Origin of the sequence: Corynebacterium sp. USCH3, from assembly GCF_037619475.1 — a bacterium.
Lineage (GTDB): Bacteria > Actinomycetota > Actinomycetes > Mycobacteriales > Mycobacteriaceae > Corynebacterium.
Genome location: NZ_JAQPZT010000001.1, coordinates 16552 through 29805 on the forward strand (window position 1 = coordinate 16552; position 13254 = coordinate 29805).

Below are 13254 nucleotides of genomic sequence, written 5' to 3' on the forward strand. Positions count from 1 at the left end.
TCGTAGGCGGTGCCGTCGGTGAATAGCCAGCCGGGGCGGATTGGACGCACCCCTGCCGGAGGCGTTGAATGGGAACGTTGACCGGTACAGGCGACAGTGGACAGACGACACCGAAGGGGTGCGACACGTGAGCGACGGAGCTCTTCACGACAGTGCAGACCAGCAGCGGTCCATGCGCGAGCTCAGGCAGGGGCTGCGACTCCTTGCCATCCACGCCCACCCGGACGACGAGTCCAGTAAGGGTGCCGCGGCGATGGCACGCTACGCGGACGAGGGCGTGGAGGTCATGGTGCTGACATGCACCGGAGGGGAACGCGGCGACATCCTCAACCCGAAGATGGACGTCCCCGGGGTCGTGGAGAACATGAACGACGTCCGGCGTCGGGAGATGGCGCGCGCCGCCGACATCCTCGGGGTGTCCCACCGTTGGCTGGGCTACGTCGATTCCGGGCTGCCGGAGGGGGACCCGCTACCGCCCCTGCCTGAGGGGTGTTTCGCGCTCGAGGACACCGAGGCCGTCACACTGGAGCTCACCCGGGTGATCCGCGACTTCCGGCCGCACGTCATCATCACCTACGACGAGAACGGCGGCTACCCCCACCCCGACCACCTCAAGACCCATGCGGTGAGCATGCGGGCCTACGATGCGGCGGCCGACCCCGACTACCACGCCGAGATCGGCCGTCCGTGGGAGGTGCAGAAGGTCTACTACACCCACGGCTTCATCAAGCGCCGCTTCGAACTGCTGGCGCAGGCCAGTCTCGACGCCGGGGACGACCGGGCGACGGTGGCACTGGACCGGTGGAAGGACATGCCCGACATCATGCCGCGGGTGACCACCCGGGTGGACTGCGCGCCCTGGTTCGACCGTCGCGACGACGCCCTGCGTGCCCACGCCACACAGATCGACCCGGACGGGCCGTTCTTCGCCGTGCCGACGTCACTGCAGCAGCAGGTCTGGCCCACCGAGGAGTTCGAACTCGCGCGCTCACGGGTGGAGACCACCCTGCCCGAGGACGACCTTTTCGCCGGCGTCGTCGCCGGGTGAGCCCGGATGAGGCCGACAGCCGCTACCTTAGATAGGCTCTGAAGACATGATCACGGTTTCTCCGTCCCTAACCACCACCGTCTCCCTGGTCGCCCAGGAACAGGTCCACCGTGGGCCCCAGGGCCCGGAATTCGGTAAGGCAGCCCCCGTCGGCCTCTTCGTGATCATCGGACTGCTCGTCGTCATCCTGGCGCTGGGGTACTTCTTCAACCGACGGATGCGCACGATGCACCAGCGTCGTGACTTCGCTGAGGCGCACGGCCTCGACCCCTTCGACATCGACACCATCGACCGTCGGATGGCCCAGGCCGACGCCACCGGGGAGGACGGCACGGGCGGAACGGCCGGAGCCACCGACGACGACGGGGTGGGCCGGGACGCGGAACCGGAAGATGCGGGTGGCGACCAGCGGTGATTCTCTACTCGCTCTACGAGCGACGACTGCAGCGTGAGCTGAAGGGGCGCCGCCGGCCCAAACATGTCGCCATCATGTGTGACGGCAACCGCCGGTGGGCCCGGGAGAACGGTTTCACCGACGTCTCCCACGGTCACCGCGTCGGTGCCAGGAAGATCGTCGAGGTCGTCGACTGGTGCGATGAACAGGACATCGAGTCGGTGACGGTCTACCTGCTCAGCACGGAGAATCTGCGGCGCAGCGCCGAGGAGCTCGACCTGCTGATGCGCATCATCGGCGACGTCTCCGACGAACTGGCCGCGGCCAAGGGACGCTTCCGGCTGCACGTCATGGGTCGACTCGACCTCATCCCCGAGGAACTCCGGGAGCGCATGCGGCGGGCGGAGTCGCGTACCGCCGACCACGCCGGTGTCCACGTCAACATCGCCGTGGGGTACGGGGGGCGGCAGGAGATCGTCGACGGCGTCCAGAAGCTCGTCGACGAACTGGCGGGCCGGGGTGTCCCCGCCGCGGAGATGAGCGCCCACATCACCGACGACGCGATCGGCGACCACCTGTACACCTCCGGCCAGCCGGATCCCGACCTGGTCATCCGGACGTCGGGCGAGCAGCGGCTCTCCGGCTTCCTGCTGTGGCAGTCGGCGTACTCGGAGATCTGGTTCACCGACACCTACTGGCCGGCGTTCCGTCGGCTGGACTTCCTGCGTGCGCTGCGCGACTTCTCGGTCCGTGAACGGCGCTTCGGCAAATAGCTCAGATCTTGCGCATCCGCACGGACTCCACCAGGTGGTCGGGGCCCTTGCGCAGCACCAGTGAGGCCCGCACCCGTGTCGGCAGGATGTTCTCCACGAGGTTCGGGAGGTTGACCGTCTGCCAGATCTCGCGGGCGACGACCAGGGCGTCCTCGTCCGACAGCGCCGCATAGTAGCGGAAGTGTGCACCGGGCTTGCGGAAGGCGGTGTTCTTCAGCTTCAGGAACCGCTCGACGTACCAGCGTTCGATGTCGTCGCGGTCGGCGTCGACGTAGACGGAGAAGTCGAAGAGGTCGGACACCATCAGCGTCGGCCCGGTCTGCAGCACATTGAGTCCCTCGACGATGAGGATGTCGGGGCGGTCGACGATGTGCACCTCGTCGAGCCGGTCGTACTTCTCGTGCGAGTACACCGGGGCCGGGACCCGGGGAGCCCCCGACTTCACCGCGGTGACGAAGTTCAGCAGCGCCTTCTGGTCGTAGCTCTCCGGGTACCCCTTGCGCCCCATCATGTGCCGGTTGTTGAGCTCGTCCGCCGGGTAGAGGAAACCGTCGGTGGTGATGAGGTCCACCCGGGGCCGGGACTCCCAGCGCTGCAGCAGTACCTGCAGCAGGCGGGCGGTGGTGGACTTGCCCACCGCGACGGAGCCGGACACCCCGATGATGAAGGGGACGTGCGGCATGTCCTCGCCGAGGAAGGTCTCGGTGGCGCTGTTGAGCTGGCGGATAGCCTCGAAACGCAGGTCGATCATCCGGGAGAGCGGCAGGTAGACCTCGCTGACCTCGTCCATGTCGATGTCCTCCCCGATACCGCGGAGCTCCTCGAGCTCGTCCGGGCTGAGCACCTGGGGCATGGCACGGCGCAACGACTGCCACTGGGAGCGGTCAAGCTCGATGTACGGTGAGTAGTCGTCGGAGTTTCGGGCTGGCATGGGGGCCATTGTGCTCCCCGAAGATGGATTCGACCAATCACCCGCCAGCAGTGGTCGGGGCGTGGGCAGGTTATGATGTGTCCTGATTGTTCTGATCCAGTGCGGCCGACGTGAAAGGCGATCCACCCCATGAGCCAGACGAACCACCCAGACCAGTCCCAGCACAACGCGGAACTGGCGGATTTCGACCCGGAGGTGGCCGCGGCCATCGCCGGCGAACTCTCCCGCCAGCGGGACACGCTCGAGATGATCGCCAGCGAGAACTTCGTTCCGCGGGCGGTCCTCCAGGCACAGGGTTCCGTTCTGACCAACAAGTACGCCGAAGGGTACCCGGGGCGCCGGTACTACGGCGGCTGCGAGAACGTCGACATCATCGAGGACCTCGCCCGCGACCGCGCGAAGGCCGTCTTCGGTGCCGAGTTCGCCAACGTCCAGCCCCACTCCGGTGCCCAGGCCAACGCCGCGGTGCTGATGTCGCTGGCCAACCCGGGTGACAAGATCATGGGTCTGTCCCTGGCCCACGGCGGGCACCTCACCCACGGCATGAAGCTGAACTTCTCCGGCAAGCTCTACGAGGTCGCCGCGTACGAGGTCGACCCCGACACGTTCCGTCTGGACATGGACAAGGTCCGTGAACAGGCGATCAAGGAGAAGCCGACCGTCATCATCGGCGGCTGGTCGGCCTACCCCCGTCACCAGGATTTCGCCGCGTTCCGCGAGATCGCTGACGAGGTCGGCGCCAAGCTGTGGGTCGACATGGCCCACTTCGCCGGTCTCGTCGCCGCCGACCTGCACCCGTCCCCGGTGCCTCACGCCGACGTCGTCTCCACCACCGTGCACAAGACCCTCGGTGGCCCTCGTTCCGGCATGATCCTGGCGAAGCAGGAGTGGGCCAAGAAGCTCAACTCCTCGGTCTTCCCGGGCCAGCAGGGCGGCCCGCTCATGCATGTCGTCGCCGCCAAGGCCGTCTCGATGAAGATCGCCCAGACCGACGACTTCCGCGACCGGCAGGCCCGCACCCTCGAGGGCGCGAAGATCCTCGCCGAGCGTCTCACCGCCGCGGACACCACCGGCGCAGGCGTGCAGGTGCTGACCGGGGGCACCGACGTGCACCTGGTGCTTGCTGACCTGCGTAACTCCGAACTCAACGGCCAGGAGGCCGAGGACCTGCTGCACGAGGTCGGCATCACGGTCAACCGGAACGCCGTTCCCTTCGATCCGCGCCCGCCGATGGTCACCTCCGGCCTGCGGATCGGTACCTCCGCGCTGGCGTCCCGCGGGCTCGACGCCGAGGCCTTCACCGAGGTCGCTGACGTGATCGGAACCGCCCTGGCACAGGGAAAGAGCGCTGACACCGAGGCCCTGCGGGCGCGCGTCGACAAGGTCGCCGCCGACTTCCCGCTGTACCCGGGTCTCGAGGACTGGAAGATCAACTAGTCCCGCTCTACTGTGGGCGCCATGAGCGTCCCACACAGAGCCCTGATCGTCGTCGACGTGCAGAACGACTTCTGTCCCGGGGGAGCGCTGGGGACGGTGCGGGGAGGGGACGTCGCCGCCGCGGTCAGCGCCCACCTGCGTGCCCACGGCGACGACTACACCGTGGTCGTCGGCACGAAGGACTGGCACATCGACCCCGTCGGACATTTCGCGCCCGACGGGGTCGAGCCTGACTTCCAGGACACCTGGCCGGTGCACTGTGTCGCCGGTACCCCGGGTGCCGAGGCACACCCGGAGCTTGACGAGTCCCTCGTCGACGCGTGGTTCCTCAAGGGCGAGTACACCGCGGCCTACTCCGGGTTCGAGGGGCACCTGGAGGGTGCGGAGGCCGGGTTGGCGGACTGGCTGCGCAGCCACGGGATCACCTCGGTGGCGGTCTGCGGCATCGCCACGGACTTCTGCGTGCGCGCCACCGTGCTCGACGCCGTCGCCGCGGGATTCGCCGTGACGCTGCTGAGCGACCTGTGTGCGGCGGTCACCGGTGCCGGTGGTGCCGAGGCCGTCACCCGGATGAAGGACGCCGGCGTGACGGTAGTGTGAGTCCGTATGAGCCTTGTCGACGTCCGTACCCGTGAAGGAATCCGGGTCATCACCATCAACCGTCCCGACGCACACAACTCGCTGAACCGCGACCTGAGACTCGAACTGAAGGACGCTTTCGCGGCCGCGGCCGCGGAGTCGTCGTCGGAGGGGCCGGTCCGCGTCGTCGTGCTCCGGGCGTCCGGCGCCGTGTTCTGCTCCGGCCAGGACCTCAAGGAACAGCTGGAGGAGACCCGGAAGGGTACCGACACGGACAAGGTCGTCACCGAGTACAACCCGATGATGGACGCGCTACTGTCCATTCCGGTGCCGGTCATCGCCGCCGTCCAGGGAGCGGCGGCGGGGGCAGGCTGGGGGATCGCCATGGCCTGTGACTTCCGGGTGGCTGCGACGACGGCGGCCTTCAAGGGGGCGTTCAGCGGCGTCGGGCTGGCGTCGGACTGCGGACTGTCCCGTTCCCTGGCGGACACGGTGGGGCAGACCAAGGCGCTGGAGCTCCTGCTGCTCGATGAACGGGTCAGCGCCGCCGCGGCCGGGGCGCTCGGTATCGTGACCTCGGTGGTTGACCCCGAGGCACTGGACAACGAGGTGCAGGAGCTCGCACGGCGGTTCGCGACGGGGCCGACGGCGTCCTACCGCGAGATCAAGGCACTCGTGCGCGACACCGCGGCCGTGACCGCCCGCGCGGGGGAGGAGGCGGACGCACAGCGACGGCTCTTCCAGACTGCAGACCATGCCGAGGCGATCCAGGCGTTCCTCGAGAAGAGGGCTCCGCAGTTCCGCGGAGTGTAGCGGGCGTTCCGCAGACGACAGCACCCCGGGCGGCCGTGGAAAACGGCTGCCCGGGGTGCTGTCGTGCGGGGTAGGGGTCGGGGCCCTACTTCTCGCCCTTGGCGAGCTTCCGGCTGATGATCTCGAGCATGATCTCGTTGGGTCCGCCGTAGATCGGCTGGACGCGGGAATCGAGGTAGTGGGTGGAGATGGGGTACTCCAGCATGAAGCCGTAGCCGCCGTGCAGCTGAACAGCGGTGTTGACGACCTTGATCTGCAGCTCGGTGGTCAGGTACTTGGCCATCGAGGCAGTGGTCTCGTCGAGCTCGCCCTTGACCTTGGCGGCGACGGCGGCGTCGACGAAGGCCTGTGCGGACTGGATCTCGGTGGCCATCTTGGCCAGCTCCCAGCGGTAGGCCTGGTGGTCGACCAACCGGTTGCCGAAGGTCTTGCGCTCCTGGGAGTGCTTGTAGACCAGGTCGAAGGCGCGGCGGGAGGTCGCGATGGACCCGACGGCGATGGAGACGCGTTCCTGCGCCAGGTTGGTGCGCAGGTACCCGAACCCGGCGCCCTCCTCACCGAGGAGGTTCTCGGCGGGGACCTTCACGTTCTCGAAGGAGAGCTCGGCGGTGTCCTGTGCCTTCAGGCCGACCTTCTTCAGCGGTGCGGCCTTGGTGTAACCCTCCATGCCGTCCTCGACGATCAGCAGGGAGACGCCGGCGCGACCCTTGGAGGGGTCGGTGATGGCCACCACGATGGTGAAGTCGGCCTGGATGCCGTTGGAGATGAAGGTCTTCGAACCGTTGAGGACGAAGTTGCCGTCCTCGTCGCGCGGCGCGGTGGTGCGGATGCCGGCCAGATCGGCACCGGCGCCCGGCTCGGTCATCGCGATCGCGGCGATCTTGTCACCGGCGCAGAGCGGACGGAGGAACTTCTCCTTCTGCTCGTCGTTGGCGAAGCGTTCGAGGTAGGGGATCACCAGGTCGTTGATGACCTGGAGGGAGACGATTACCGAACCGCAGTCGGCCTCGGCCAGTTCCTCGGAGAGGATGGCGTTGAAGCGGTAGTCGGGCATGCCGCCGCCGCCGAACTCCTCGGGGGAGGTGATGCCCAGCAGGCCCAGGTCGCCTGCCGCCTTGAACATCGAGCGGTCGCTGTACCCCTGCTCGTGCCACCGGTCGACGTGGGGACGGACCTCTGCGTTGACGAAGTCCTTGCAGGTGTCCCGGAACATGTCGTGTTCTTCGTCGAAGATCGTGCGGGGGAGGTAGTTCTTCATGATGTCCTTCCGGATCTGTGCCGAGCGTCGTGGAAGGGCAAACAGTTTGTCCGTGTGATCCACGTCTCTTAGTTGTTACAATTTCATATTAACGAGCGGGTGTCCGAAGTGTGTAACTTCGTCCCATCCGGGGGAGGATTGTGGGGTGCGAAACATTTAGCGGGTCAGTATGAGGTGCGGGCAGGGCGGGGGCCTGTGGCGGGGGTGGTGGAACCTGTGGGCGAAGACCGGAGGGAACGTGCAGTTCAGGACGGTGGTCGCTGGGCGCCGTCGAATTACGTCACTTCTTTGTTGTGTAATTGTTGACAGACCGGTTTAGGTCTCGCTAACCTCATGGATGTGTCGACGGCTAGTCACCTCGACGCACTGCAGTTGTGGATCAGCCGCAACGGCAGGTGGAACCCAGGGTTCAGCCTGAACCCGCGCACTCCGGCTTCCTCTTCTCACCGGACATGCGCGCTCTGGCTGCGGCACCTCCAACGCGCTGCCCTGGACTGCAGTTCACCTGCCTGATGCGGCACAGCGGAGAACTTCCGCGCCACCGGATTCGTCACCCGGTGGGCGCGCTCTCCACGAAGGCCCCGGCCTCCCGGTTCGTCACCCGGGAGGGCGGGGCCTTCATCATGCGCAGGATGTGCTGGCGGGGTACGCCTCCCCGTCAGCTGTCGTCGGACGTCGCACCCGGACGGTTCTCCGCCAGGGAGCTGCGGGCGGAGCGCAGCCAGTCGGGCTGGTTCTCCAGCAGTGCCTTGATCTCCGCGGTCGTCAACGGCGTGTCCATGTCGTTGGCCTTGAGTGCGGTGATGGTGATGCCGAGCTTGCGCGCCACCTCGGGGCGCGGGTGCGGTCCTTCACGCCGGAGGTCCTGCAGCCACTGCGGAGGGTCGGTCTGCAGGGCGACGAACTCGTCGTGGCTCACCGAGCTCTCCTGGAACTCCTGGGGTGTGGCGGGAAGGTAGATGTTCAGCTTCTTCGCCGCCGTCTGGGCTTTCATCCGGTCACTCATACCTGCAGAGTCTAACCGGTCGGGCAGGGGACTAGTATGGCCCGCATGCATTATCTGAAGGTCGTCTTCGCCACCGGTACCGCACCCGGCAAGTGGTTCGGCAGGTTCGATGAGCGTATGGACGGCTGGAAGATCGCGTCGGCGGCGTCGGACGACCCGTTGCCGCACGTCCTCGACGGTGGAGCGGACATCGCCATCCTCCGGCTGCCCGGGGAGTGGGACGGTATGCCGGACCACGACATCGACCCCGCCGCCATGGAGCGGCTGGGCCTGCACCGGGTTGTTCTCTACGAGGAGGCCCCGGGCGTCGCCGCCCCCAGGGAGCATGCCCTGGAGGCGGTCGGGGAGAACGAGGAGGTGCGCCCGGAGGACGTGACGGGTGAGACCGTCCTCTACCGGGGTGTCGACCCCCGTCAGGTGCGTGAGAACCTGGAGGTCGTCGCCGCCAATGTCGGGGTCGTCGTGGCACCGCGGCCGTTGCTGCGGGCGGTGAACCGGCGCGGCGTCATCCACCGCCCGTTGGCCGGCGTCGGGGGGACGAGCGTGGCCCTGGTGTGGCGACGTGACCGCGATGACGAGGTCGTGCAGCAGTTCGTCGGCGTCTGCCGCGGCCGGCGGGCCTCCAGCTCGCGGTGAGTTCACACAGACTTCATCTCACAACCATGTGATTTCCACGTACGGTTCCTAGCCTCGGGGGCATGACCAGAACCACCACCGCACCAGCCCTGCCCGTCCCCGGTACCGACCCTGTCTCCGGCGTCTCCGGCGTCGTCCGGACCTACGTCATCGACACCTCCGTCCTGCTCTCGGACCCGTGGGCGGTGCTGAAATTCGCCGAGCACCATGTGGTCCTCCCCGTCGTCGTCGTCACGGAACTGGAGGACAAGCGCCAGCATCCTGAACTGGGCTGGTTCGCCCGCCAGGCGCTCGGTCTGCTCGAGGACCTGCGCCGGGCCAGCGGACGCCTCGACCGGGAGATCGAGGTCACCCCCGACGGCGGCACCCTGCGCGTGGAGCTCAACCACGTCGACCAGTCCGTCCTGCCCGCCGGCCTCCGGGCGCGGCCCCAGGACGGGGCGGACAACGACCGCAGGATCCTCGCCTGCGCGCTGAACCTCCGTACCGACGGGGAGCACGTCACACTGGTCACCAAGGACGTCCCCCTGCGGGTGAAGGCCGGCGCGGTCGGCCTCGACGCCGACGAGTACCGGGCCCAGGACGTCGTACTGACCGGGTACGAGGGCATGACCACCGCAGAGGTCGGGCCCGGACTCATCGACCGTCTCTTCGCCGACGGTGTGGCCGACGCCACCGGCGAGATCGACGATGTCGTGGATCTGCCGGTGCACTGTGGCGTGCAGTTGACCGCCGGCAGCCAGTCCGCCCTGGCCCGCGTCACCTCTCACGGGGTGCTCCGGCAGGTGGCTCCGGACCGGGAGGCCTTCGGCCTGCGCGGACGCAGCGCCCGGCAGCGCGTGGCCCTCGACATCCTGCTGGACGACGAGGTGGGCATCGTCTCCCTCGGCGGCTCCGCCGGAACCGGCAAGTCGGCGCTGGCACTGTGTGCCGGACTCGAGGCCGTCCTCGAGCGCCAGACCCACCGTCGTATCGTGGTGTTCCGTCCCCTGCATGCCGTCGGAGGTCAGGATCTCGGCTACCTGCCGGGGGACGGGGTCGAGAAGATGAACCCGTGGTCCCAGGCGGTCTACGACACCCTCGACGGGCTGGTGAGCGCGAACGTCCTCGACGAGATCGACGACCGGGGACTGCTCGAGGTGCTCCCGTTGACGCACATCCGGGGGCGCAGCATCCACGACAGCTTCGTCATCGTCGATGAGGCACAGTCGCTGGAGCGCAACGTGCTGTTGACGGTGCTGTTGAGGTTGGGGCGCAACTCCAGGGTCGTGCTCACCCACGACGTCGCCCAACGGGACAACCTGCGGGTCGGACGGCACGACGGCGTCCTGGCCGTGGTCGAGAAACTGAAGGGCCATCCGCTGTTCGCCCACGTCACGCTCACGCGCTCCGAGCGCTCCGCGGTCGCTGAACTGGTGACGAGTCTGCTGGAAAAAGGCTGATGTGCTGGTGTGCTGCGCATGCGGGTGCGGCACGTTTACAATGCCTTCCATGACATTCACGATTCGTCCTATGCGGGAGGACGACTACGCCCAGGTCGCGCGTATCCAGCAGTCCGGCATGAACACCGGCCACGCCACCTACGAGGGGGAGACCCTTTCGTGGGAGGCGTTCATGGAGCACAAGATCGCCGACCTGATGTTCGTGGCCGACGAGGACGGGGACGTGCTCGGCTGGGTGTCGGCGTCGAAGGCGTCCCGACGGGAGGTATTCAACGGGGTGCTGGAGGACTCGGTCTACATCGCCCCGGACGCGGCAGGCAGGGGAGTCGCCGGCGCACTGCTGGACCACATGATCACCGCGGCGACGGAGGCCGGGTACTGGGCGATGCACTCCACGGTGTTCCCGGAGAACCAGGGCTCACTCAAGCTGCACCTGTCGCGGGGGTTCACCGAGATCGGTGTCGCACACACGATGGCCCGGATGGACTACGGGCCGATGGAGGGCCGCTGGCGCGACATCGTCCTGCTGGAGAAGGTCCTTGAAGGAGGACCCGCGTATCCGGAGTACCGGGCGCGGGTCGAGGAGTGACGGCTGTCGCCTGTTCCTCCTACTCCACGGTGTCCTTGAGCTTTTCCTGACGGGTGAAGATCAGGACGATGCCGGCGACGATCGCGAGCGGGATCAGCACGGTGAAGATCGGCACGAGGGCGTCGTTGTAGCTGGTGATCACGGCCTCGTGCAGTGCACCGGGCAGCTGGCTGACCATGTCGGGGGTGATGCTGTGGGATCCGCTGTCGGAGAAGGACTCCGTGTACTGTGCGGCGTCCGGTCCCATCTCCTGCATGGCGCCGGGAACCCGTTCCGCCATCATGGACTGCAGACGTGAGGTGAACACGGAGCCGACGACCGCCGAGCCGACGGACATGCCGATCTGCCGGAAGAAGTTGTTCGACGCGGTCGCGGTACCGACCATGCTGACAGGGAAGGCGTTCTGCACGATCAGCACGAGGATCTGCATGGCGCAGCCCAGTCCGAAGCCGAAGACGAACAGTACCAGGCCCAGGTGGACCAGGCTGTCGTGGGTCTCGAGCCCGCCGAGCAGGAACAGGCCGACGGCGGTGATGAACATGCCGGCGACCGGGTACCACTTGTAGTTGCCCGTCCGGCTCACGATGATGCCCACCACGATGGAGGTCGGCATCATGCCGAGGATCATCGGGATCATCATCAGGCCGGCCTTGGTCGGCGACATGCCGTGGACCATCTGGATGTAGGTCGGCATGTAGGACAGGGTGCCGAGCATGACCACACCGATCACGAGACCGGCGAGGGTGCACAGCACGAAGTTCCGGTTGGCGAACAACGTCATCGGGATCAACGGTTCGTCCGCCTTGAGCTCGGCGACGACGAACAGGACGGCGCAGACGACGGTGGCGATGATCAGGCCGATGATGGTGGCCGAACCCCACTCGTAGTCCTTGCCACCCCAGCTGAGGAAGAGGATCAGGCAGGTGGCGAAGCCGGCCATGAAGACCGTGCCCCAGATGTCCAGCTTGGCGTGTCCGCCGCCGCGGGCGGGCAGGTGCATGGCGAAGACGGCGATGACGATGGCGACGAGGGCCAACGGCACGTTGAACCAGAGGGCCCAGCGCCAGCCGGGACCGTCGGTGAAGAAGCCGCCGAGCAGCGGGCCGAGGACGGACGACAGCCCGAAGACCGAGCCCATCAGACCCATGTACTTGCCGCGCTGACGGGCGGGGATGATGTCGGCGATGATCGCCTGGGACAGCACCATCATGCCGCCGCCACCGAGCCCCTGGATGGCGCGGGCGACGATGATGATCCAGATGTTCTGGCCGAGGGCACCGACGACGGACCCGATGAGGTACATGCTCAGGGCGAAGATGAACAGCGGCTTGCGGCCGATCTGGTCACCGAGCTTGCCGTAGAGCGGCAGGCCGATGGTCTGTGCCAGCAGGAAGGCGGTGATCACCCAGCTCATCTGGTTCACGCCGCCGAGTTCGCCGACGACGGTGGGCAGGGCGGTGGCGAAGATGGTCTGCCCCAACGACACCAGCAGCATGCCGAGCATGAGGCTGGCGAAGACCAGGGGGATGTTGTTCTTTGAGGCGTGCGTGTCCTCAGCCGTCGTCGGCGACGACTCGAGTTTCTCAACTGTGCTCATGGAGGTGTTCTTCTCGTGCTTTCTTACGTGGAGGGGTCGGACGGTCGGGAGGTCAGTCCCATCCGTCGGAGTAGGTGGCTGCGAGAGCGGTCATGTGTCTGCCGGCGTGGGTGAGGACATCCCACTTGGACAGTTCAGGCTGCTCACGGTGGAGGAGGCCTCCGGTGGCGAGCGCTGTACGGATCAGGCCGGTCAGCAGCATCGCCTCGTGATGCACCGTGACGTCGGGAAGGTGCCGGTGCTCCGGGAACCGGGCCAGGAATTCGGTGATCGCTGCCAGGATGTCACCGGCGAGTGTGTCGAACCGGCGCATGCCGGCGGCACTGAGCTCCGGGGTCCCCTGGACGATCTGACGTCGGCGCTCCCGGACCTTCAGGCTGGTGTCCCGGTCGGGGGACAGCCGCAGGGCGGAGTCCGGGTCGTTGTCGACGGTCCTTCCGATGTACTCGAGGATGTCACGGATGATGTTGGGCGAGTCGGTGGTGGCGAAGGCCTCCAGGTCGTCTGCGGGGATCGGGGGCACGCCCCGGCCGGCGGCGACCTGGTCCTTGGAGTCGAAGTAGTTGAAGAACGTCCTGCGACTCACCTCGGCCTTCTCACAGATCTCGTCGATGGTGACCTGGTGGAATCCGTGTTCCAGGATGAGTGCGGTGGCGCAGTCCTCGATGCGGAGCCGGGTTTCCCGGCGTTTGCGTTCGCGAAGACCGCACTCCGCGGCACCCTGGGTGGATTCATTCCGTGTCTCAGTCAC

The 13254-nt window shown here is 67.0% G+C and carries 14 protein-coding genes; 9 read left to right on the forward strand and 5 right to left on the reverse strand.

Features of this window, described 5'->3' with window-relative positions; all coding sequences use genetic code 11:
* Positions 1-172: 172 nt before the first annotated feature.
* From mca to PQI66_RS00120, 3 genes are read left to right on the forward strand one after another with little or no spacing between them, the layout of a single operon-like run.
* Positions 173-1048 carry a mycothiol conjugate amidase Mca gene (gene mca, locus PQI66_RS00110; protein ID WP_339995958.1) on the forward strand — a complete coding sequence of 292 codons (876 nt, stop codon included), beginning with the start codon at positions 173-175 and terminating at the stop codon, positions 1046-1048.
* Positions 1049-1094: 46 nt separating this feature from the next.
* Positions 1095-1463 carry a hypothetical protein gene (locus PQI66_RS00115; protein WP_339995068.1) on the forward strand — a complete coding sequence of 123 codons (369 nt, stop codon included), beginning with the start codon at positions 1095-1097 and terminating at the stop codon, positions 1461-1463.
* Positions 1460-2215, forward strand: coding sequence for an isoprenyl transferase (locus PQI66_RS00120; protein WP_339995069.1), 756 nt, complete (start codon positions 1460-1462; stop codon positions 2213-2215). Before PQI66_RS00115 ends, PQI66_RS00120 begins: the two co-directional genes overlap by 4 nt.
* A 1-nt stretch (position 2216) precedes the next feature.
* Here PQI66_RS00120 and coaA read toward each other — a convergent pair whose 3' ends face one another.
* Positions 2217-3155, reverse strand: a complete 939-nt coding sequence (gene coaA / locus PQI66_RS00125; protein WP_445227969.1) for a type I pantothenate kinase — start codon at positions 3153-3155, stop codon at positions 2217-2219.
* Positions 3156-3275: 120 nt separating this feature from the next.
* On the opposite strand from coaA, the gene glyA reads away from it, so the two are divergent.
* The 3 genes from glyA to PQI66_RS00140 are packed head-to-tail and all read left to right on the forward strand — an operon-like array spanning position 3276 to position 5975.
* Positions 3276-4583 (forward strand): serine hydroxymethyltransferase, encoded by a 1308-nt coding sequence (gene glyA, locus PQI66_RS00130; protein ID WP_339995072.1) that lies wholly within the window; start codon positions 3276-3278, stop codon positions 4581-4583.
* Positions 4584-4604: 21 nt separating this feature from the next.
* The gene (locus tag PQI66_RS00135) at positions 4605-5183 is read left to right on the forward strand and encodes an isochorismatase family protein (RefSeq protein ID WP_339995073.1); all 579 of its coding nucleotides are present in this window, start codon (positions 4605-4607) and stop codon (positions 5181-5183) included.
* A 6-nt stretch (positions 5184-5189) separates the two neighbouring features.
* Positions 5190-5975 (forward strand): enoyl-CoA hydratase-related protein, encoded by a 786-nt coding sequence (locus tag PQI66_RS00140; RefSeq protein ID WP_339995075.1) that lies wholly within the window; start codon positions 5190-5192, stop codon positions 5973-5975.
* A gap of 85 nt (positions 5976-6060) precedes the next feature.
* Here PQI66_RS00140 and PQI66_RS00145 read toward each other — a convergent pair whose 3' ends face one another.
* The gene (locus PQI66_RS00145; RefSeq protein WP_339995077.1) at positions 6061-7233 is read right to left on the reverse strand and encodes an acyl-CoA dehydrogenase family protein; all 1173 of its coding nucleotides are present in this window, start codon (positions 7231-7233) and stop codon (positions 6061-6063) included.
* A gap of 658 nt (positions 7234-7891) precedes the next feature.
* Entirely contained in the window at positions 7892-8227 is a 336-nt protein-coding gene (locus PQI66_RS00150; protein ID WP_339995959.1) for a DUF5997 family protein, read from the reverse strand.
* A gap of 57 nt (positions 8228-8284) precedes the next feature.
* Here PQI66_RS00150 and PQI66_RS00155 point away from each other — a divergent pair, with 57 nt between their 5' ends.
* From PQI66_RS00155 to PQI66_RS00165, 3 genes are all read left to right on the forward strand, one after another.
* Positions 8285-8875, forward strand: a complete 591-nt coding sequence (locus PQI66_RS00155; protein ID WP_339995078.1) for a hypothetical protein — start codon at positions 8285-8287, stop codon at positions 8873-8875.
* Positions 8876-8937: 62 nt separating this feature from the next.
* Entirely contained in the window at positions 8938-10317 is a 1380-nt protein-coding gene (locus PQI66_RS00160) for a PhoH family protein (protein WP_339995080.1), read from the forward strand.
* A 49-nt stretch (positions 10318-10366) separates the two neighbouring features.
* Positions 10367-10906, forward strand: coding sequence for a GNAT family N-acetyltransferase (locus PQI66_RS00165; RefSeq protein ID WP_339995082.1), 540 nt, complete (start codon positions 10367-10369; stop codon positions 10904-10906).
* Between the two features lie 19 nt (positions 10907-10925).
* On the opposite strand, the gene PQI66_RS00170 is transcribed toward PQI66_RS00165, so the two are convergent.
* Together PQI66_RS00170 and PQI66_RS00175 are read right to left on the reverse strand one after the other, a co-directional pair.
* Positions 10926-12503: an MDR family MFS transporter gene (locus PQI66_RS00170; protein WP_339995084.1), complete on the reverse strand. Its 1578-nt coding sequence runs from the start codon at positions 12501-12503 to the stop codon at positions 10926-10928.
* Between the two features lie 52 nt (positions 12504-12555).
* The gene (locus tag PQI66_RS00175; RefSeq protein WP_339995086.1) at positions 12556-13254 is read right to left on the reverse strand and encodes a TetR/AcrR family transcriptional regulator; all 699 of its coding nucleotides are present in this window, start codon (positions 13252-13254) and stop codon (positions 12556-12558) included.